Origin of the sequence: Streptomyces natalensis ATCC 27448, from assembly GCF_000935125.1 — a bacterium.
In the GTDB taxonomy this organism is placed as follows: domain Bacteria; phylum Actinomycetota; class Actinomycetes; order Streptomycetales; family Streptomycetaceae; genus Streptomyces; species Streptomyces natalensis.
This window is the reverse complement of sequence record NZ_JRKI01000017.1, coordinates 1-19,953: the sequence shown is the minus strand read 5'-3', so window position 1 is coordinate 19,953 and position 19,953 is coordinate 1. Positions and strand designations below refer to the sequence as shown.

Sequence of the window (19,953 nt, the reverse complement as noted above, 5' to 3'; positions counted from 1 at the left end):
GGGGCGTCGAGAACTCCATGATCTTGGAAGGCTGTGCCTGTTCGGCTTCCAAGGCGCCCCTGAGTATCGTCACGAACAGACGCCCCGCCGAAGCCCTGCCCCCCACGCCCCGCCGGGGTGGGGGGCAGGCCGCCGTGCGTCCTTCCAGCCCAGCAGCAGTCATGGGGTGGTGAATTTGCCGCCGAGATCGTGCCAGTCGTTCTCGGGCCACCATTTCCCGTCGCCGCTCCAGGCTCTGTGGAGCATCTGGGTGCCGGGCCCGAGGCCGAAGACATCGAGCCGGTCCGGTCCCCACGAGACAACCGTCGGCGGGGTGGTGAAATTGCCGCCGAGATCGTGCCAGTCGTTCTCGGGCCACCATTTCCCGTCGGCGCTCCAGGCTCTGTGGAGCATCTGGGTGCCGGGCCCGAGGCCGAAGACATCGAGCCGGCCCGGTCCCCACGAGACAACCGTCGGCGGGGTGGTGACGTTGGTGTCGTACAGCGGCGGTTGCGCTACGGAACGATGCTTGTAATTCTTCGGTTCACCCATACGCTCGGGGATGTACCATGGCCGGCTAAAGTGTTCATCACCGAATGAATCGATCGAATGTCCCGTCGACCACGGCTCGATGTCGCGATTGAGGCGAGGATCGTTGCTTTCCGAGCCGTAGACATGGTCGGCATCCAGTCGTTCCGGATGACCGCGCTGAGTCTGCCAGAGCGCAAAGAGTCGATCAACGTTGGAGTGAAGCAGGAATACGAAAGGATCGCGGAACGAGATATGCCGCCCACCCATCGCCGCAAATCCGTGCATACGATCGTGAAGCCGCTCGAGGAGAGCCCGCATTGCAGCGTAGTCGCCTTGGGCCACAATAGCTGCGTCTTCAGCTTTGCTGGCCTGAGACGGATTTCCCTGTGGACCGACCGCGCGCGTCACCAAGGCGGGCGGATCGGCGGCAGTCCCGTCGTTGGAGTCTCGATTCGGATTCGCGGTCGGCACGTAGAACCCGGCACTGAGCCACGGCTCGCCTATCGGCTGTTGCGTCGGTCCGCCATAGCCCATGAAGTCAGCGGTGAAGAGGTTCAGTGTTCCACGATTCCCGTTGCCCAGGTTGGCGCTAGTGATCGCTCGGGGGTCTTGAGTCCAATCCCAGTAATGCAAGGAGAGTTTCGGGTTGACGCTCCGCAGTAGCTCCTCGAGCCGATTCACGATCTCGCGATGCCATGGGAGGAACTCAGGCCCTCCGTGTACGTGCGTGGCCTGGTGAATCTCGTCCTGCTTGAACCACCAACTCACCCCGCCAGGCACTACTAGGGAAGGTCGGCTCGAGTCAGGTCGGTCATCGCGACTGCCAGGATACCGACGCCTGTTCAGCTCCATGAACGCATCACGAAGTAGAGCTCGCTCGACAGGATCGACGTCAGCGATGTTCCTGCGTACCCCATCCCCTAAAGCCATTGTCACACCATCCTCGTCACCAGTTCGGTGTTCACCTTCGACGATAGGGCGGGTGGTCGTAACCGGCATCCGGGCTCAGGTAGGGGTGCTCGGTCCACTGCCCGAGCCTTTTCGTCAGGTCGGTGAGCCAGGGCTTCGGCGAAAGTAGGCCCGTCCAGATCAAGCGCCGGCGCACTGACCGCAAGACTGGTAAGACCACCATCAAGACCGCCTACGCCGTTACCAGTTTGACTGCAGAGCAGGCCACCGCGACCCAGCTCGCGGCACTCGCGCGCGGTCACTGGGCGATCGAGGCCCTGCACCATGTCGGAGCCCTACGGCTGGGCGGCGTCACGAACATCGCCGCCGGCCTCCGCCGAAATGCCCGCGACCCACGCCGGCCCCTCGCGCTCCTCGGCCTTACGTGATCACGAAACGGACAACAACCGACTTCGCCGAAGCCCTGGCCACCCACCTAGGCATCCACGACCCGGACTTGGTCGCCTTGTTCGTCACGATGACCAAGCAGATGCAGACCCAACAGGCCGAGCGGCAGCGCAGCGCAGCCGCCGGCCACAACTAGGAGCAGAGAAGCCGCCAGGCCAGGCCAGGCCGGGACACCCCTGCCGCGCCATCCGCCCCACCGGTTCCGTTACGGCTCGGACCGCGCTTCCCCACGAGTGCAGCCCCTGCTCGGCAACAACCAACGACCTCGACCCGGCACCACCGGAGCGAGGTCAGCACAACGGGAGGACAGCGTTATGAGGACTCGGCAAGGGATCGCGGCGGCAGCACTGCTCGCATCCCTCTGCGTGGCTTGGATCATGGTGGTAGTCGCGGTGGTCGTACCTGGCGAGCAGACCCTGCTCATCTGGGCAGGCATCGCCCTCGGCACGGGCACCGCGCCAATGCTCGTCATCATCCAGAGACGCCGCGCGGCCGAGGCCGCTTACGACGAGGCGTACCTCCTCGGGCTCAAGCACGCAGGGCCGGACCTTCTAAGGGGCCATCCACCGTCACGGCGGCAGGGGGCCGACATCCCCTAGACGAGTAAGTCCGAAGTCGGTCAGTGGTCGTAGGCGATCAGTGAGCGGGTGACGGGCTGGCTGGTGGCCCGGTTGCAGCGGACCGGAGGGGGCCGACGCCCCGACGTGGGTAGTCCTTCCGTCCTCATCGATGGACGGGACGTCGGCAGGAAGTGAGATCAGGGCGGACAGCAGTGGCCGGCGCCGCTGCTGCTGGTCGGCAGGACGGACACTGGGGGCGCGGATAGCCTGGAAGGAGCCGATCCGGCAGGACCGCGCCCTCTCGTGGCGCGATGGCCCCGACCCCAGCCAATGTGCGAAGGGGCTTGTCATGACTACCCAGGTAACACAGTTCACTTTGGAAACCGTCGACGATTCCGGCACCGTCCTCGGCCAGTCGTTCCTCACCCTGAACGGCGCCGGCGAGCCCGCCATCGCGTACCAGGCCCAGCAGGGCAACCGGCGCGCCGTCATGGTGGCGCGAAGAAGGAACGGCCATTGGAGCCATGAGGACACCGGCGGCGCCGGCCTGGCCGATGGCGTGCCGATCAGCATCGGGATCGACTCCCACGATCTTCCCCACCTCGCCTACAGGGGCGCTGGCTCCCATGCCATCTACGCCGTCAGCGACGGTGCCGCCTGGTCCGCCGAGGAGATCCCCACGGGCGGCGGCGTCGTCGTTTACGACGTCGCCACCGTCTCCATGCAGCTCTACCGGCGCCTGTGGTGGGGAGGCGATCCTGACATCGACATGCCAGCCGTGGCGTACCGCGACTCGAACAACCACGACCAGCTGACCGTCGCCCTGAAGCCCGGCGGCGGCTCATGGCAGTTCAGCACGGCCGATCCGTCGAGCACTGACGCCCTCGACGGCGTCTCGCTGGCCTACGACTCCAGCGACTCGCTCAGGATCGCCTACGTTATCGGCGTAAACGACGGCACCGATCCCTTCCCCGAACGGCTCAAGCTCGCGGAGGTGAAACCCACCGTCGTGGAAGGCGATCCGCCCTGGCCGCCGCCGGAGTTCTTCACCAACGTCATCGACCATGACGTGCGCGCCGTCGAGACCGTCTCCATGGCCCGCAACACCTCCTCCACCTCCCTCATCGCGTACGCCGACCACAAAGAGGGCTATGTCAGAGCGTGGATCAGCAAGTTCGGACAGCCAGGCCCGACCATCGAGTCGGTCGTCCAGGGCAACGGCGGCGCCAGCCCGCGCCGCCCATCGGCTGCCACGGGTCCCGGCGAGCGAGCCTTCGTCGCCTACCTCGACAACGGCCGGATCATGCTCGCCCAGCGCGCGCCCGATCACTCCTGGAGCAGCCAACAAGTCGCCCCCGGTGGTGGTTGGCCGTCCCTGGCGTTCGGCTCCGACGGAACGGCGCACCTGGCCTACGGCACGGGGACGTTGATGTACGCACGGGGCGTCGGCGGTCACGCCTGACACCCGAAGCCGAACCCCCGTGGCCTCGTCCAGGGTCCTCAAGAAGGGAACATCTCCGCCTGCGCGGAGCGGACGCCATCCTGTACCAGGCATGGGCTGAGGGCACCGGAACAACTCCGCTTGAGCGGAGCGGACGTAGTTTTCTACGGCCCCGCCGAACTCCAAGCCGGATCATCTCTGCATACGCGGAGCGGACTAGCTTGATCTTTAACGTCCGGCGTCGAATGGTGTGTCGAACTTGATCACCTGGTCCGGTAACCGCCGTACTCGGAAGCGGCCTTCGGCTGAACATGTGCTCCGACCAAGGAACACACACGTTCAGCACGAAGGCCGTGAGGATGAGTCTGCTGCATCACTACGCCCGGCGAGAGCCGTTGGAGCAACTGTCATGCTTCCGAGGCGAGTTCTACGCCTGTCTGACCAGTCGTTCGGACGCGCTGTTCGAGCTTGCTGATGCTGTTCTGTGCAGTGACGGGCCGGTGAGATCGCTGGCCGAGTTGTCGCTGGTGGGTGAACACCGTCGCGGCCATGGAGGGCTCTATGCGGCTTTGGCCCGTGGACGCGTTGATGCCTGCCGGCTGCGGCGGGCACTGGCCGAAGTGCCGCTGCCGCGGGCTGCCGACGGCCGGCTGGTCCTTGCTGTCGATGTCACCTGCTGGCTGCGGCCCGACGCCCACACCTCACCGGACCGGATCCTGTGTCACACCTACGGTCGGGGCAAGGACCAGCACATCCCGGTCCCTGGCTGGCCCTACTCGATCATCTGCGCGCTCGAGCCGGGCCGCAGCTCATGGACCGCCCCGCTGGACGCACTGCGTCTGACACCCGGCGACGACACCGCCACCATCACCGCCCGGCAGCTGCGCAATCTGATTCAGCGACTGATCACCGCGGGGCAGTGGCAGCCGGGTGACCCGGACATCCTCATCGTCGCGGACGCCGGATACGACGCACCCCGCCTCGGCTTCCTCCTCAAAGACCTGCCGGTCCAGGTGCTGGCCAGGATGCGATCCGACCGCGTCCTGCGCAGGGCTGTCCCACCCCGCCTCCCGCACACCCAGGGCCGACCGCCCCGGCACGGCGGCGAGTTCGTCTTCGGGCAACCCGACACCTGGGGCACCCCAGACACCGAAACGGTCACCGACACCCGCCTCTACGGCACCGCCCGAGCCCGCTCCTGGGACCGGCTGCACCCCAAGCTGACCCATCGCTCTTCCTGGGCAGCTGCCGACGGCATCCTCCCGATCGTCGAAGGGACGGTGATCCGCCTGGGCATCAGCCACCTGCCCAGCGGAGCAACACCGAAGCCGGTCTGGCTGTGGTGGTCAGGCACCGATGCCACTTCGGCGGACGCCGACCGTCTCTGGCAGGCATACCTGCGGCGCTTCGACATCGAGCACACCTTCCGCCTCTTCAAGCAGACCCTCGGCTGGACCTCCCCGAAGATCCGCACCCCCGAGGCAGCCGACCGGTGGACCTGGCTGATCCTCGCCGCCTACACCCAACTGCGGCTCGCCCGAACGCTGGCAGCCGACCTGCGTCGGCCCTGGGAGAGACCAACCCCGCCGGACAGGCTCACCCCCGCCCGCGTCCGCCGCGACTTCCGGCACATCCGCCCCAAGGCCAGCTGCCCAGCCCAAGCACCGAAACCCTCCCGCCCCGGCCCCGGACGACCTCCAGGCAGAAAGAACACCCGACCCACACCCCGCCACGACGTGCACACACCCCGCAAAACACCGGCGGCGAAGCAGCCAACGCAGAAGTCAGCCACCCCACGACCCCGCCGCACAGGTTAAAGATCAAGCTAGGGCGTGTATCGAAAGTGGATCTGGAGCTGTGAATGATCACGGTTCATGGGGCGGGGAGATCTCACGGATGACCAGTGGGCGCTGTTGACGCCGTTGTTGCCGAAGGGCACGAGAGCGGGACGGCCGCCTGTCTGGTCTCGGCGGCAGTTGATCAACGGCATACGGTTCCGGGTCCGGACCGGTGTGCCGTGGCGGGACGTGCCCGTCGAGTACGGGCCGTGGGGCCGGGTCTACGACCTGTTCCGCCGATGGCAGCGGAACGGCACCTGGCACGAGGTCCTCACCCGACTCCAGTCCCTGGCCGACGCCAAGGGTGCGATCACGTGGGACCTAAGCATCGACTCCACGGTGTGCCGCGCCCATCAGCATGCGGCCGGGGCCCGCAAGCGGGGTGACCTGCAGAAAGAATTACCGGGCGGGGCGTTCGCCGAGCCGGGCGATCACGGGCTGGGACGTTCACGCGGCGGGTTCACCACCAAGCTGCACCTGGCCGTCGAGCAGGGCCAGAAGCCCATGTCAATCGTGATCACGGCCGGGCAGCGCGGCGACTCGCCGCAGTTCGAACCCATACTCAAGAAGGTCCGCGTGCCCCGCATTGGGACGGGCCGTCCACGCGTCCGTCCTGATCGGGTCCGAGCGGACAAGGCGTACGCCTCCCGCAGGAACCGCGCCTACCTGCGCCGGCGCGGGATCCGCTGCACCATCCCGGACAAGGCCGATCAGGCGCGCAACCGCAGAAAGCTTGGCTCCCGAGGCGGACGGCCGCCGCATTTCGACCCGGCCGACTACCGCGAGCGCCACGCGGTCGAGTGCGGGATCAACCGCCTCAAGAGGCATCGGGCCGTGGCCACGCGGTACGACAAACTCGCGGTCCGCTACGAGGCGACCGTCCTCGTCGCGGCCATCAACGAGTGGCTGTGATCAGCGCTTTCCCAAAAGACTCCAGATGTGGACGGACATCGTCACGGCCACGTCGTGGCAACGCCGCGACCTCCCGGATGTCGACGGACTCCGCGTCCGGCACGGTGACGAAGTAATACGTCACGGCCCACGCCACGCGATCACTCGGCCGGTGAAGACACGTCACCTGAGTACCGCTCCCTGCCGAAGCCGCTGATCTCCACGTGCATCGCCCGAAGTTCGCGTATCGCGGCCGGAAGATCACAGTCCTCGGGATAGGCAATGGCGTCCTCCCAGTGAAAATAGATCTGGTCCGACCGGGTCCAGGCCAGAAGGTCGACGATCCGCGTGAACGCCGACGGGGCAAATGGCGGGACCGGATCCTCATTGTCGCCCTCGAGGTATGCCGTGGCACGCAGCTTCCGCCCTGCCAGCAGTTGCAGCCAGGCCGCCGCCGCATAGGCCGACTGGGACACGAGGTGCCGCTCCGGGGCCTGGTCCTCGGAGTAGCACAGACCCACCTCGGTCAACTGCTCGTACACCGCGTCGGCGTCGACCGGCTCTCCTGCGGCAGCCTTGCGCAGGTCATGCACCGCGTCCGGGGTCGACAGGACGGGGTTGTCGCTCAGCTCCTCGTCCTCTCGCTCGATGCGGTTGAGCAAGGGAGCCATCAGGCCAAACAGGCAGGCCAACCGTTCCCGAGGGTCAAGCCTTTCGGCGAACTCATCGATGATTGCCAGCCATTCGTCGTACGTCGTATCCGTCATGCACGCATGGCTACCACGCGGTACTGACATCCAGTGAACGGCCTGACTTGATGCTGTACAGCAACAACGCGGCCTCAGTCGTGCCCACTAGTCGCTCGTCAGGTCACCACGCACCACACCGCGTGATCATTCACGACGAAGATCGACTTTCGGTACACGCCCTAGACGGACAGGGGAAGGAGGAGGTGCGACTCCGGAACATCTCCGCATGCGAGGAGCGGACATCCGCTCCTTAACCGAGCGGTACCTGTGGGGCGGAATATCTCCGCTTACGCGAGCAGGCGGTACACGGACTTACCGTGCAAGAGCGTTGTCGGGATCACCGCCGCGGATACGTGGAGCGGACACGCCGTACTCCTCGCGGATGTGCTCGTACCCGGGAGCATCGCCTCGTACGCGGAGCAGGCCATTGGTCCGTGCGTGGAGAACCGTGGGACATCCGAGCATCTCCGCTTACGCGGAGCAGACACCCAGTGCGTGGCGATCGATCCGAAGGTCGACGGAGCATCTCCGCGTAAGCGGAGCGGCATCCTGTCTCAGTACAAGGGCAAGTGGTACACCGGTTCATCTCCGGCTGCCCGGAGCGAACGTGGACGGAAAGGGTGGCGGCGACCTGGAGCCCGGCACCTCTCCACCTACGCGGAGCAGACGACAAGCCGGCGAACCGGATGCCGAAGCCGAACGGGCATTTCCGCATTCGCGGAGCGGACTGGGGTCGGTAGATGCCGACAGCGAGTTAGTGCGGCGCATCTCCACCTGTGCGGAGCGGACTACCTCCTGCGCTGGAACCACCGACCCACACCGGGCGCATCTCCGCCTGCGCGGAGCGGACGCGTAGACGGTGACTGGTTCACTGCGCCGGGCCGGAACATCTCCGCCTGCGCGGAGCGGACGCTCGATCATCCTTGATGTGCTGGATCGCGTACGGAGCATCTCCGCATGCGCGGAGCAGACGCGGATGAACTCGGCGGCATCCGCGTCGAGTTCGGAGCATCTCCGCCTGCGCGGAGCGGACAACGAGCTCGCGGCTAAGGCGGCCGCCCCGTACGGAGCATCTCCGCCTGCGCGGAGTGGACCCCTGTGTGACCGCCGCCCCGCAGTTCGTGCAGGGAACATCTCCGCACGCGCGGAGCGGACGCGTGGGACCGCCTGGCTCGCACGCTGGAGAACGGACCATCTCCGCGTGAGCGGAGCGGACAGGTCACTCGGGATTCGTACGTACCACGGCGTCGGAACATCTCTGCATGCGCGGAGCGGACAACGGCGAGCAGAGGTGCAACAGCACCGTGAACGGAACATCTCCGCATGCGCGGAGCGGACGAGCTGAACCGTCCGGTGACGGTGCCGTACTGCGGAACATCTCCGCCTGCGCGGAGCGGACAGCCCCAAGGTGACCCCCGGCGGAACCGCGTACGAAACACCTCCGCCAGCGCGGAGCGGACGAGCTGGTGAAGCTCCACTCGCTTTCGGGCAGCGAAATATCTCCGCCTGCGCGGAGCGGACGGCGTCACCGTCGAGCGGATCCGTGACCTCGTCGGCCCATCTCCGTCTGCGCTGAGCGGACGCCGTGAGGTCAGTAGTGTCGTTCAGGTTCCACGGCGCATCTCCGCCTGCGCGGAGCGGACGTTTGCTTTCAGCCGGGTCTGTGTCGGGGCGACGGCACATCTCCGCCCACGCGGAGCGGACCGCGGGAAGATCTTGGCCAGGTTGTGGCCGCTGGGAACATCTCCGCGTGAGCGGGCGGACCGCCTGCCGGGGGACTGGGTCGCAGGCGCAGCGGAGAATCTCCGCGTACGCGGAGCAGACGAGGTGAGCGTACCCGTCTTCGGCACGTTCAACGGATCATCTCCGCCTGAGCGGAGCGGACGAGTCCACACTCCCCTTGGGGTCCTGGTCCTCCGGAGCCTCTCCGCCTGCGCGGCGCGGACGCCTGGGCAGTGCCGGGGACTTGGTCGAGAGGCGGGACACGACGGCGAGGATCAGCGGGCTGCCACCCACCGGATCATCTCCGCGTGCGCTGAGCGGACCGGATCCCGATTCTGCCCGCGGCAGGAATGACCGGAACATCTCCGCCTGCGCGGAGCGGACCGGCGAGCGATGCCGACGTACTCACACATCCGAGGAGCATCTCCGCATGCGCGGAGTGGACATCCTCGCCCTCGGTCACGGCATGCCGATCAACGGAACATCTCCGCATGTGCGGAGCGGACGTCGGGGCGTACCGGTCGTGCCAGTCCCCCGCTGGAACATCTCCGCATGCGCGGAGCGGACGTGTGCTCGGGGCCGGTGAGGTCGCCGTTCGCCGGAACATCTCCGCATCGCGGAGAGGACCCTCTCGACACCTTCTATCCGAAGACGAACGGCGGAACATCTCCGCATGCGCGAAGCGGACATCCTTAACGTCCAGCTGGAGTACCACGGCCGTGAAATATCTCCGCGGACGTGGAGCGGACGACTTGGTCAGCGACGACGGAGTGAAGAACCCCGGAGCATCTCCACGGACGCGGAGCGGATGACGGCGAAGTCATCCCTCAATCCTGTGCCCCGGAACATCTCCGCGTCAGTGGGGGCGTACGCGGACATCGCGTGGGTGTGGCCGACGACCTTCGGAGCATCTCCGCCTGCGCGGAGCGCACGGCGCGCAGCTGGAGTGGGCGCTGTCGAACTACGGAACAGCTCCGCGTACGCGGGGCGCACATTTCGGAGACCGGGCCGTCCATGCCCGGGATCGGTACATCTCTGCGTGCGCGGAGCGGACATCCTGTCCCAGTACAACGGCAAGCGGTGCACCGGTTCATCTCCGCATGCCCGGAGCGAACGCGGACGGACAGGGTGGCGGTGACCTGAACCCGGCACATCTCCGCCTGCGCGGAGCTGACTTCATGCTGTAGATGACGATGGTGTCGGCCATCGGCGCATCTCCGCCCGCGCGGAGCGGACAGGGTACGGCGGACCATCTGCGCGGCCCGAGTCGGCGCATCTCCGCCTGCGCGGAGCGGACGCCTGCTACATCGGCCCCACGCTCATCCGGGAGGGCGCATCTCCGCCTGCGCGGAGTGGACCGCCGAGACGTACGCCCCCGGCCGTCCCGGCCCGGCGCATCTCCGCCTGCGCGGAGCGGACTTGTCCTGCTGACTGGCCAACTGATCACGTTTCGGCGCATCTCCGCCTGCGCGGAGCGGACCCTTCACGGCCTGCGCTTTTGTGGGGTCTTTACTGTGTCGTTATCAAGGTGCGTGTGGTTCTGTGCCGGGTGCTGTGTGGCATCGGTTGGCTTGTTCACGGTAGCGCTCTCTGCTGGCCTGGTTGTCACGTGTGCTGCTTTCGAGGGCGGATTGTCAGTGGTGGCCGGTAGGACTGTGGGGAGTGTGGGAGGAGGCTGGCGGTGTTGGTGGTTTCGGAGTTGGCGCGGCTGTTGTGGGCCAAGACTTGGCGTAAGGGGTGGGGGCGGGAGGTGCCTCCTGGTGCGTCGTGGCATTCGCTGATCGCGCATGTGTGGGACAGCGGGCATGCGGGGGGATGGCTGTGGGATCACCTGCTGGCGGAGCGGGTACGAAGGCTTCTGGCCGATGATCTGGGCGGGTGCGGGGAGTCGGCGCGGGCGCGTTTGTCGTGGCTGGCGGCTGATCACGACCTGGGCAAGGCGACGCCTCCCTTCGCCGGGTTGGATGTGCAGCGACGTGCTGATCTGGTGGCCGCAGGGCTGACCGTCGACCTGTCAGTGAAGGGTGTGCTCCCGCACGGCTGGTTGTCAGGGCGCCTGGTGTACGAGTTCCTCTGCGACGGGGGTTGGGATCCTGCTGCAGCCGAGTTCGTGGCCCTGACCTTGGCCGGACATCACGGCATCTTCCCCGGTGTGGGGTGGCTGGGGGACAGGGTGAAGGCGAAGCGTCGTGGGACGGGGGCGTGGAAGCCGTTGCAGGCCGAGGTCCACGAGGCGGCTGTGGTGGGCAGTGGAGCGGCGCTGTACCAGAGGGAGTGGAGCAAGAGCCTGCCGTCGGTGGCGGCGCAGTTGGTGCAGGCCGGCGCGGTGACCTTGGCGGACTGGCTGGCCAGCAACGAGGATCTCTTCCCCTACGAGGGCCCGCTGCAGGACGGCTACCTGGACACATCCGCGGTCCGCGTGGGGCGCGCAGGCGAAGTCATGGGCGTACGGGCGGCCTGGACACCGGACTCCGGTAGTGCCTGGATGGGCGCCCAGGGGTTGTTCGGCTCACGCTTCGGGGTGGAGGCACCGCGGGATGTGCAGACGGCGGTTTATGACCTGGCGTGCTCGGTGACCGGGCCGGGACTGATGCTGATCGAGGCACCGATGGGGGAGGGCAAGACCGAGGCCGCTCTGGGGGCGGCGGAGGTGCTTGCCGCCCGCCTGGGTGGTAATGGCGTCTTCTTCGGTCTTCCGACGCAGGCCACGGCGAACCAGATCTTCCGCCGGGTGCTGAAGTGGCTGAAGCGGCAGGGCGCCGATACGACGGTGGCCCTTGCGCACGGCAAGGCGGCCCGGCAGGAGGACTACCGGGCGTTGCTGCACGCCGCTGCGGGGGCGGACGAGTGTGGCGGGGGCGCGGTCGGCTCGAAGTGGATTCTTGGGCGCTATCGGGCGCTACTGGCGCCGGTGGTGGTTGCCACCGTCGACCAGCTGCTGCTGGCGGGCCTGGCTTCGCGCTATGTGTCGGTGCGGATGCTGGGCCTGGCTGGCAAGGTCGTGGTCCTGGACGAGGTGCACGCCTACGACGCCTACATGTCGGGACTGCTGCACGGGGTGCTGGCGTGGCTGGGGGCCTGCGGCGTGCCGGTGGTCCTGCTGTCGGCGACGCTCCCGGCCAAGCAGCGCGCTGAACTGGTGCAAGCGTATGCCGGGCGGCCTGCGGAGCTGAAGGACGATGCCGCCTACCCACGTCTGACCTGGACGGACGCGCCCGGCCCGGCAGGAAAGGGGGAGGCGCCTCGGGTCGTTGCGGCGACGACGGACCGCCGTCTGCCGGTGAAGGTGACGATGCTGCCGGAGCCGGACGTGACCACCGTCGCCGACGAGGCGAAGAAGCTGCTGGCGGACGGCGGCTGCCTGCTGGTCATCCGCAACACGGTCGCCCGCGCACAGGAACTGGCTGAGCAGCTGAGGCAAGCGTTGGGCGATGAGGCGGTCACGCTCATGCATGCCCGGTTCACGGTGGCGGACCGCCGGCGCCTGGAGACATGGTTGGTGGAGCAGTTCGGGCCTGGGGGTGCGCGGCCGATGCCGCACGTCGTGGTGGCCACCCAGGTGGTCGAGCAGTCGCTCGATGTCTCCTTCGACGCGCTGATCACCGACCTGTGCCCGATCGACCTGCTGTTCCAGCGGATCGGCCGCGAACACCGCCATCCGGCCATCAACCGGCCGAAGTTGATGAAGGATGCTCAGGTCGTGGTGACCGGTTTCCAGAACCGCCCGGACGCACCGCCGCAGGTGCCCAGGGGATCGCGCACGGTCTACGGGGAGCATCTGCTGTGGCGTACCGCGGCGGCACTGCCCGACTACGCGACATTGGAGTTGCCCGGGGACATTCCGGAGCTCGTCAACCGCGTCTATGGCACCGAGACGCTGGGGCCGGACTCCTGGCAGGAGGAGCTAGTCGCCGCGGCACGGGCGGACGAGGACAAACGGGAGCGGATGGCCGGCCAGGCCCGACACATTGCGCTGAAGAATCCGCACGAGGTGGAGACCCTCGCGGAGTTGCACGATGTTGGCGCGCTGAGCGGCGATGACGACGAGAACACGCCACAGGTGCAGGCGCTGGTCCGACTCGGACAGCCGTCGTTGGAGGTCATCTTGCTGCGCGCCGGAGACACGGACGGGACGACATTCTCCGTCTCCCAGGGCGCAGATGCCCCGGTGCCGTTGGACCGGCTGCCAGATGCGGCGATGGTCGAGACGGTCCTGGATCAGGCGATCCGGCTCCCGGGCTGGTCAGAGAAGCTGACGGACGCAGCCCAGGAGGCCGCTTTCACGCCAGAGGCGTGGAAGGACTCCGCCTGGCTCGGCTCGGTCCGAGTCCTGCTGCTGCCCGCCGACGGTCGGGCTTTGCGACTGGGAGGACAGAGCCTCACGTACTGCTCGCGGGAGGGCCTCACGGTTGTTTGACCAACAAATGCCCCGAGATGCAGAAAGGTTTGATGCCCTTCGCTCGTGCGTGGACGAGGCGCAGGGACAGTCTGCGCGGGTGATCTCCGCGTGCGCGGAGCGAAATGTGCAACTTACCCGAGTCGGACCTCTGAATAAGAGGCATCTCCGCGTGCGCGGAGCGAACTGTTCAGGGTGAATGTGCCACGTCTGTGCGGCGGAAGCATCTCCCGTGCGCGGAGCGAACCCGCGTGATCAATCCTAACCAGCATGCCACCAGGGCCTCCGGTTTCGGCCACATGGAATAAGTCCAGCCAAGTTGCGGTCAGTTGAGCTGAGTGAGAGCGGGCCGAGGTGTTCGGCTCGCTACGCTCCTTCCAAGTATTCAGAGGTTCGATCTGGTTGGCTATCCACCCAGCATCGACGCGCGAGGAGGTTCCATGAATCGACAGTCACCGCCGCCTGCAGGGACGACTGCTCATCGAGCCGTAGTGGGGGTCCGAGGGCTGGTCATTCTGCTCCTGGCAGGTGGCGCTGGTGCCCTGACTGCCCAATCGTGGGGCCTGGGCGCTGGCCTCACCTCCACCCTCGTCTCGATCGGCTCTCTGCACCGGTGGTTGGGCGAATAGAGCTGGTGCCTCATAGCTGCCGTTGAGGGTCACCCTTCGTGGCGCTCAACGGCGCAGCCGTGGCGCAGGAGATTTGTCAAGGTCAGCGTGCGTTGTCAGTGGGGGGCTGTAGGTATGGAGTCGGAGCCGGGCACCAACCGCTGCGCGGCGCCGGGTGACCCGTCATGCCTACGTGGTGGAGCATTATGGAATTCAATCTGGTCGACGACGACTGGCTCCCGGTTGTCTTCACGGACGGCAGCCCAGGGGAGCTCTCGCTGCGCGAGGTGCTGGTGCGCGCCCACGAGGTACGCAGCCTGGCCTTGGATGTGCCGTCGCAAGTACCGCCGGTGGTGCGGTTGTTGCTTGCTGTCGCGCATCGTGCCCTTGCGGGGCCGACGGATGAGAAGCAGTGGCGGACCTGGTGGGACGAGGCCGCCTTCAACGAGACGGTGATCAACTCCTATCTGGATGAGTACCGTTCACGGTTCGGGTTGTTCGACGCGCAGGCCCCGTTCATGCAGGGCGGTGGGCTGCAGGCGTTGAACGGGAAGACGAAGACCGCGGCCCTGCTCGTGCCACACGTGGCCAGCGGCAACAACGTGCCGCTGTTCTCCGCCGAACGTGATGCCCGGCCCGATGCATTGAGTCCGGCTCAGGCAGCGCGGTGGCTGCTGCACGCCCATGCCTGGGACACCGCGGCGATCAAGACCGGTGCCGTCGGCGACAAGAAGGCCAAGGCCGGCAAGACGACCGGTAACCCCGTCGGAGCGCTGGGCCAGCTGGGCGTGATCATGCCCATGGGCCCGACCCTGTGGCACACCCTCATGTGCAACCTGCTACCCACGGAGGCGGCAGCCGGGGGCGACCTGCCGGTGTGGGAGCGCCCGCCGTTGACGGGCCAGTGGGCGGAGCGGATGCCCAAGGGGCGGCTGGAGCTGTACACCTGGCCTGCGCGCCGCATCCGGCTGATCCCTGAGCCGGACGCCGGGTTGCCCGGTGGGGTCGCGGTGCGGAAGGTGGTGGTGTGCGGCGGGGACCGGATCGCGCTCACCACCGGCCAGGAGCTGCGTGGCTGGATGAGCAGCGAGCCGCATTCGGCGTGGAAGCGCAGCGAGAACCTGGAGCGCAAGCGCAAGTTCCCGCTGGTGTACTGGCCGGTGCGCCACCGCGTCGAGCGGCAACTGTGGCGCGGGCTCGCTCCCCTGCTGGCCCGAGCCGAGCTACCGTCCACCGCGGCCGGGAAAGACGCCCCCACGCTGCGGGGTCCCGCCGTGTTGGCCCAGCTGGGCACTCGGGAACGGCTGTCGGCGCTGAAGGGGATGCCGCTGCGGGTCTTGGCGGTCGGCTTCGAATACGGCAATCAGAGCGCGGTGATCGACGAAGCTTACGGCGATGAGCTGCCGCTGCCCATCGCTGTTCTCTCGGCCCAGGACGACGACTGGCGCAACGCTGTACTGGACGCCGTGGCGGCAGCTGAAGGTGCCGTGCGTGCCCTGGCATATCTGGCGGAGAACCTCGCGGTGGCCTCGGGCTGTCGCCCCTCGGAGGAGGGCTTGCTGGCCGGCCATCGTGAACGGGCCCGCGAGACGGCCTACGCCGAGCTGGACGCTCCCTTCAGGCGCTGGCTCGCCCTCCTCGCCGACGACGCCGATCCTGACGAGGCTCTGGATCGATGGGCACACGAGGTGCAGCAGATCATCCGCAGCCAGGCCCGCGAACTACTCGCCTCCACATCCCCAGCAGCCTTCCACGGCCAGGCATCGGGCGCGGGCGATGACGCCCAGGTCATGGACGCCTTCCTCGCCGAGATCTTCTTCCACCGCGCCCTGCACAAGGCCCTGCGCGAACTCTTCGACACCGACACCGACACCGACGGCCCCGACGACGATCCCACCGACCTGGAGCACCCCGAATGACGACCACCGTCGCTGAGCGGCGCACAGAGAGCGGCCCGCCTGCCTGGCACACCCGCCTCGCCGAGCAGCTCAAGAAGATCGACCGCGACCCTGCCCTGGCCGCGGCGTGCCGGCGAGGCCGCAACACCGAGCCGCTGGACGAAATCGACATGCACGCGCCGATCACCTACGTGCTCGAAGGCGACGAAGACACCACGCTCTCGGAGTACGTCCCGCTCGGGCAGCGCGAGGCGGTGACCGCGGCCGTGCATCACAGCCTGGCGCTCTACGCCTGCCACATGCAGTCGAAGTCCGCCCCTATGCACCGGCGCGGCATCTCCCTGGGCACCGCCGCCCGCAAACTCCAGACGGCGATGCCGTCCAAAGACGGCGCCGCCCAACGCTTCCGCGCCGCGATCAGCGCCGACTCGATGACCGAACTCACCAGCCACCTGCGCTTCTTGGTCTCTCTGCTGCGCACCTATGACATCGCGCTGGACTACGTCGCCCTCGCCGACGGCCTTGCGACCTGGGAGCAGCCCGAACGACGCCGGGGATTGGTACGCCACTGGGGTATGGACTTCCGCCGCACCCCGTCCAAGACCACCGACAGCAACACGACCGAATCGCCCAAGGAGTAGCACCATGGCCTTCCTCGACATCCACATCCTGCAGAACGTTCCGCCCTCCAACATCAACCGCGACCAGGACGGAAGCCCCAAAACCGCCCGTTTCGGTGGCGTCAAGCGCGCCCGCGTCTCCTCTCAGGCATGGAAGCGGGCCACCCGCACCGCCTTCGAGGCCGACGGTGCCCTGGCGGGCGAGGACGCCGTCCGTACTCGCCACCTGCCCCAGATGATCGCCGACCAGCTCGCCGAGCGCGTCCCGGACCTTGAGGGCAAGGCCGATGCCATCGGTATGGCGGCAGCCACCGCGATGTTCAAGGTCGCAGCCAAGAAGCCCAAGAAGAAGGGCGAGGACGGCAAGCCGGTCGAGGAGCGCCCGGTCACCGAATACCTGCTCTTCCTCGGCCGCACGCAGATCAACAAGGTCGTCGACACGCTCGCGGCGCACAGCCAATCGCTGGCCGACGCGGAGACCGACAAGGACCTGGTCGACCTCTTGGCAGGGCTGGGCCTTAAGGAGCTGGGGGTGACCGCTCACCCCGGTTCCGTGGCGCTGTTCGGACGGATGGTCGCCAACTCCCCCGACACCGGGGTGGATGCCGGCTGCCAGGTCGCGCACGCCATCTCCACCCACGAGGCCATCACGGAATTCGACTACTTCACCGCCGTCGACGACGAGCAGAAGGACGAGAACAAGGGCGCCGGCATGATCGGCTCGCTCGAATTCAACTCCGCCACCCTCTACCGCTACGCCACGATCGACCTGCGCACCCTGCACAGCAACCACGATCATCACGACGAGAGCACCCTGAAGTCCGCGATCGGCTTCATCCGCGCCTTCGCCGCCAGCATGCCCACAGGCAAGGCCAACACCTTCGCCCACCACACCAGGCCCGAAGTCATCGTCCTGAGCCTGCGCAAGGACCGCCCCGTCAGCCACATCGACGCCTTCGAACGCCCCGTCCCGCGCACCAGTGACGGATACCTCGCAGCCTCCGCCACCGCACTCTTCACACACATCACTGACGCCGACGAGCAGTGGGGCGACACCCCGGCCTGGACCGCCGCCATCTACCCCTCCGTCCTGGCACACCAGCCCACCGACGGCAGCGATTCGAAGCTCCCGCAGCGCGTCACCTGGAAGACGGCCCTGGGGCAGGCGGAAGAGGCTCTGGCGAAGGCCCTCCCGGAGGCGCAGGCGAAGTGAGCGTCCTGACCATGCGGCTGGCCGGGCCGCTGCAGTCCTGGGCAGTGAGTAGCCGGCACAACATCCGCACCACACTGCCCTACCCCAGCAAGTCCGGCATCGTCGGACTCCTGGCCGCCGCCTGCGGCATCCCACGCGACGGCACCCGCTCGGAAACGACCGACGTCACCCTGGCGCAGCTGGCCGCCCTGCGCCTGGCGGTCCGCGCGGACCAGCCCGGACAGCTGCTGGTCGACTACCACACCGTCAGCGGCGCCTCCCACGCCCCGACCGAGCCAGCGCGCCAACGCCTGCCGACCGCAGATGACGGAAGCCTGCAGGTCAAAGACTCCACGAAGATCACCCGTCGGCACTACCGCACCGACGCTGTCTTCACCGCCTACCTCGAAGGCGACACCGACTTGCTGGCCAAGGCCGCCCACGCCCTGCGCCGGCCCCGCTTCCCGCTCTTCCTCGGCCGCCGCTCCTGCCCACCCAGCAAACCCCTGTTCCTCAGCGTCGAGCGTGACAGCGACCTCGACCACGCCCTGCGCACCACCACCTGGCAGGCCGGTGCACACGAGATCGCCCGCCACCGCACACGGGGACAGTCCAGCGTCCTACTGGAAACGGTTACCGAGGACCCGGCCGGCACCGACGTCCTCCAGGACCAGCCCCTCGCCTCCGCGCCGCCGTTCCGCCACCGCTACACCAAACGCTCTATCCGGCACGGGCACATCACCCTGCCCCTGTTACCGGATAGCGCCACCCACGACCCCTTCGACCTGCTCGGCTGACAGGACCGCCCTATGTACCTCACCCGCGCCTACCTCAACCCCCGCCGCCAAGGCGCCATCAAACTCCTGGGCAACCCCCGCGCCCTCCACGCACTGATCATGGGCTGCTTCCCCGACCAACCGCCCACACCCCCAGGCCAGACACCCCCACGCGTCCTGTGGCGCCTGGACGCCGACGACGTCCGCCGCCCGGTCCTGTGGACCGTCTCACCCACCCGCCCCGACTACACCCAGCTCATCGAAGACGCGGGCTGGCCCGCTGCCCAGACCCCGCAGTGGGAAAGCAAGCCCTACACCCCTCTCCTCGACCGCATCGAAACAGGCCAGCGCTACGCCTTCCGCCTCACTGCATCCCCCACCTACCGCACAGCATCCCCCGCACCCGACCAGCGCGGACGACGCCTCCCCCACACCACCGCACGCCACCAACTGCGCTGGCTCACCGACAAAGCCCTCAAACACGGCTTCACCATCCCCCCAGCCGGCGCACCCGACGACATCGGCCCCGACGGCGAAGTCCCCCTCCGACTCCAGCTCCGCCACCGCGGCAAAAACACCTTCGGCAAACGCGACCACAAGGACAAGCCCATCCGGGTCGCCCTCACCACCGCCACCTACGAAGGAGCCCTCGACGTCACCGACCCCCAAGCCCTCCGCGCCCTCCTCACCACCGGCATCGGCCAAGGCCGCGCCTACGGCTGCGGACTCCTCACCCTCGCCCGCCTCAATAAGTAAAGAATGGGCAAAGTGCCCCCAATGGTGCAGGTCGCGAAGGGTCCGCTCCGCGCACGCGGAGATGGTCCATACGAGTTCAGGGTCAGGCAGCCCGCGCGGTCGTCCGCTCCGCGCACGCGGAGATGGTCCGGACAGCACGGGCGCCACGGTCTACGTGACCGTGTCCGCTCCGCGCACGCGGAGATGGTCCGAACGCCGCCGAGACCGCGTGGAGGGCAGACGGGTCCGCTCCGCGCACGCGGAGATGGTCCGCGGCGCATCCCGGCGATGGGCGCCGCGCTCATGTCCGCTCCGCGCACGCGGAGATGTTCCGGACACGTTCGCCGGGCCCTCCGGCTCGCCGCTGTCCGCTCCGCGCGCGCGGAGATGTTCCGTTGCCGGCCAGCCCCTTCTTCAACTGTGCGAGGTCCGCTCCGCGCACGCGGAGATGTTCCGCCCGACGGGTGCATGCCGCAGCTCCCCGTCGAGTCCGCTCCGCGCACGCGGAGGTGTTCCGCTCACCACCAACGGCATCTGGGGCTTCGAGAGGTCCGCTCCGCGCACGCGGAGATGTTCCGCCCAACGCCCAGACCATGGGGGACGGCATTGTGTCCGCTCCGCGCACGCGGAGATGTTCCGTGCCGGCCACCGAGACTGATGG

13 protein-coding genes and 1 CRISPR repeat array are annotated in these 19,953 nt (G+C 67.6%); of the genes, 11 read left to right on the top strand and 2 right to left on the bottom strand.

The genetic code is table 11. The annotated features are described in order from the left end of the window. Positions 1–159 precede the first annotated feature (159 nt). Complete coding sequence (locus SNA_RS39370; RefSeq protein WP_241779617.1) at positions 160–1,362, bottom strand: tyrosinase family protein; 1,203 nt, start codon at positions 1,360–1,362, stop codon at positions 160–162. Positions 1,363–1,562: 200 nt separating this feature from the next. Here SNA_RS39370 and SNA_RS11250 point away from each other — a divergent pair, with 200 nt between their 5' ends. The 5 genes from SNA_RS11250 to SNA_RS11230 all read left to right on the top strand — a co-directional run bounded on the left by SNA_RS11250 (position 1,563) and on the right by SNA_RS11230 (position 6,617). Further along, the gene (locus SNA_RS11250) at positions 1,563–1,847 is read left to right on the top strand and encodes a hypothetical protein (RefSeq protein ID WP_078969839.1); all 285 of its coding nucleotides are present in this window, start codon (positions 1,563–1,565) and stop codon (positions 1,845–1,847) included. Then, positions 1,844–2,002, top strand: coding sequence for a hypothetical protein (locus SNA_RS42195; RefSeq protein ID WP_157879888.1), 159 nt, complete (start codon positions 1,844–1,846; stop codon positions 2,000–2,002). Before SNA_RS11250 ends, SNA_RS42195 begins: the two co-directional genes overlap by 4 nt. 773 nt (positions 2,003–2,775) lie before the next feature. Continuing rightward, complete coding sequence (locus SNA_RS11240) at positions 2,776–3,888, top strand: hypothetical protein (RefSeq protein WP_157879887.1); 1,113 nt, start codon at positions 2,776–2,778, stop codon at positions 3,886–3,888. A gap of 338 nt (positions 3,889–4,226) precedes the next feature. Continuing rightward, positions 4,227–5,684, top strand: a complete 1,458-nt coding sequence (locus SNA_RS11235) for an NF041680 family putative transposase (protein WP_030063880.1) — start codon at positions 4,227–4,229, stop codon at positions 5,682–5,684. A gap of 57 nt (positions 5,685–5,741) precedes the next feature. Continuing rightward, a complete protein-coding gene (locus SNA_RS11230; RefSeq protein WP_030063881.1) occupies positions 5,742–6,617 on the top strand; it encodes an IS5 family transposase in 876 nt (291 codons plus the stop codon). Between the two features lie 140 nt (positions 6,618–6,757). Here the strand turns inward: SNA_RS11230 and SNA_RS11225 are convergent, their stop codons facing one another. After that, a complete protein-coding gene (locus SNA_RS11225) occupies positions 6,758–7,363 on the bottom strand; it encodes a hypothetical protein (protein ID WP_030063882.1) in 606 nt (201 codons plus the stop codon). 3,385 nt (positions 7,364–10,748) lie between these two features. Here SNA_RS11225 and SNA_RS11220 point away from each other — a divergent pair. The 6 genes from SNA_RS11220 to cas6e all read left to right on the top strand — a co-directional run bounded on the left by SNA_RS11220 (position 10,749) and on the right by cas6e (position 19,313). After that, positions 10,749–13,484 (top strand): CRISPR-associated helicase/endonuclease Cas3, encoded by a 2,736-nt coding sequence (locus SNA_RS11220; protein ID WP_051877129.1) that lies wholly within the window; start codon positions 10,749–10,751, stop codon positions 13,482–13,484. A gap of 793 nt (positions 13,485–14,277) precedes the next feature. Further along, a complete protein-coding gene (casA, locus tag SNA_RS11215; protein WP_051877130.1) occupies positions 14,278–15,990 on the top strand; it encodes a type I-E CRISPR-associated protein Cse1/CasA in 1,713 nt (570 codons plus the stop codon). Then, positions 15,987–16,610, top strand: a complete 624-nt coding sequence (gene casB / locus SNA_RS38255; RefSeq protein ID WP_052808896.1) for a type I-E CRISPR-associated protein Cse2/CasB — start codon at positions 15,987–15,989, stop codon at positions 16,608–16,610. The genes casA and casB overlap by 4 nt, the downstream gene beginning before the upstream one ends. A gap of 4 nt (positions 16,611–16,614) precedes the next feature. Then, a complete protein-coding gene (gene cas7e, locus SNA_RS11205; protein WP_037788709.1) occupies positions 16,615–17,802 on the top strand; it encodes a type I-E CRISPR-associated protein Cas7/Cse4/CasC in 1,188 nt (395 codons plus the stop codon). Beyond that, complete coding sequence (gene cas5e, locus SNA_RS11200; protein ID WP_051877132.1) at positions 17,799–18,578, top strand: type I-E CRISPR-associated protein Cas5/CasD; 780 nt, start codon at positions 17,799–17,801, stop codon at positions 18,576–18,578. Before cas7e ends, cas5e begins: the two co-directional genes overlap by 4 nt. 12 nt (positions 18,579–18,590) lie before the next feature. Further along, positions 18,591–19,313, top strand: a complete 723-nt coding sequence (gene cas6e / locus SNA_RS11195) for a type I-E CRISPR-associated protein Cas6/Cse3/CasE (protein WP_030063888.1) — start codon at positions 18,591–18,593, stop codon at positions 19,311–19,313. A gap of 40 nt (positions 19,314–19,353) precedes the next feature. After that, a CRISPR array of direct repeats spans positions 19,354–19,931; the repeat unit is 29 nt; unit sequence GTCCGCTCCGCGCACGCGGAGATGGTCCG. Positions 19,932–19,953: the final 22 nt, after the last annotated feature.

Bases quoted from the DNA above. Each gene is read 5' to 3' on its own strand.
- SNA_RS11240 (WP_157879887.1), top strand. From the start codon at position 2,776: ATGACTACCCAGGTAACACAGTTCACTTTGGAAACCGTCGACGATTCC.
- SNA_RS11225 (WP_030063882.1), bottom strand. From the start codon at position 7,363: ATGACGGATACGACGTACGACGAATGGCTGGCAATCATCGATGAGTTC.
- SNA_RS39370 (WP_241779617.1), bottom strand. From the start codon at position 1,362: ATGGAGCTGAACAGGCGTCGGTATCCTGGCAGTCGCGATGACCGACCT.
- cas6e (WP_030063888.1), top strand. From the start codon at position 18,591: ATGTACCTCACCCGCGCCTACCTCAACCCCCGCCGCCAAGGCGCCATC.
- casA (WP_051877130.1), top strand. From the start codon at position 14,278: ATGGAATTCAATCTGGTCGACGACGACTGGCTCCCGGTTGTCTTCACG.
- cas7e (WP_037788709.1), top strand. From the start codon at position 16,615: ATGGCCTTCCTCGACATCCACATCCTGCAGAACGTTCCGCCCTCCAAC.
- SNA_RS11230 (WP_030063881.1), top strand. From the start codon at position 5,742: ATGGGGCGGGGAGATCTCACGGATGACCAGTGGGCGCTGTTGACGCCG.
- casB (WP_052808896.1), top strand. From the start codon at position 15,987: ATGACGACCACCGTCGCTGAGCGGCGCACAGAGAGCGGCCCGCCTGCC.
- SNA_RS11235 (WP_030063880.1), top strand. From the start codon at position 4,227: ATGAGTCTGCTGCATCACTACGCCCGGCGAGAGCCGTTGGAGCAACTG.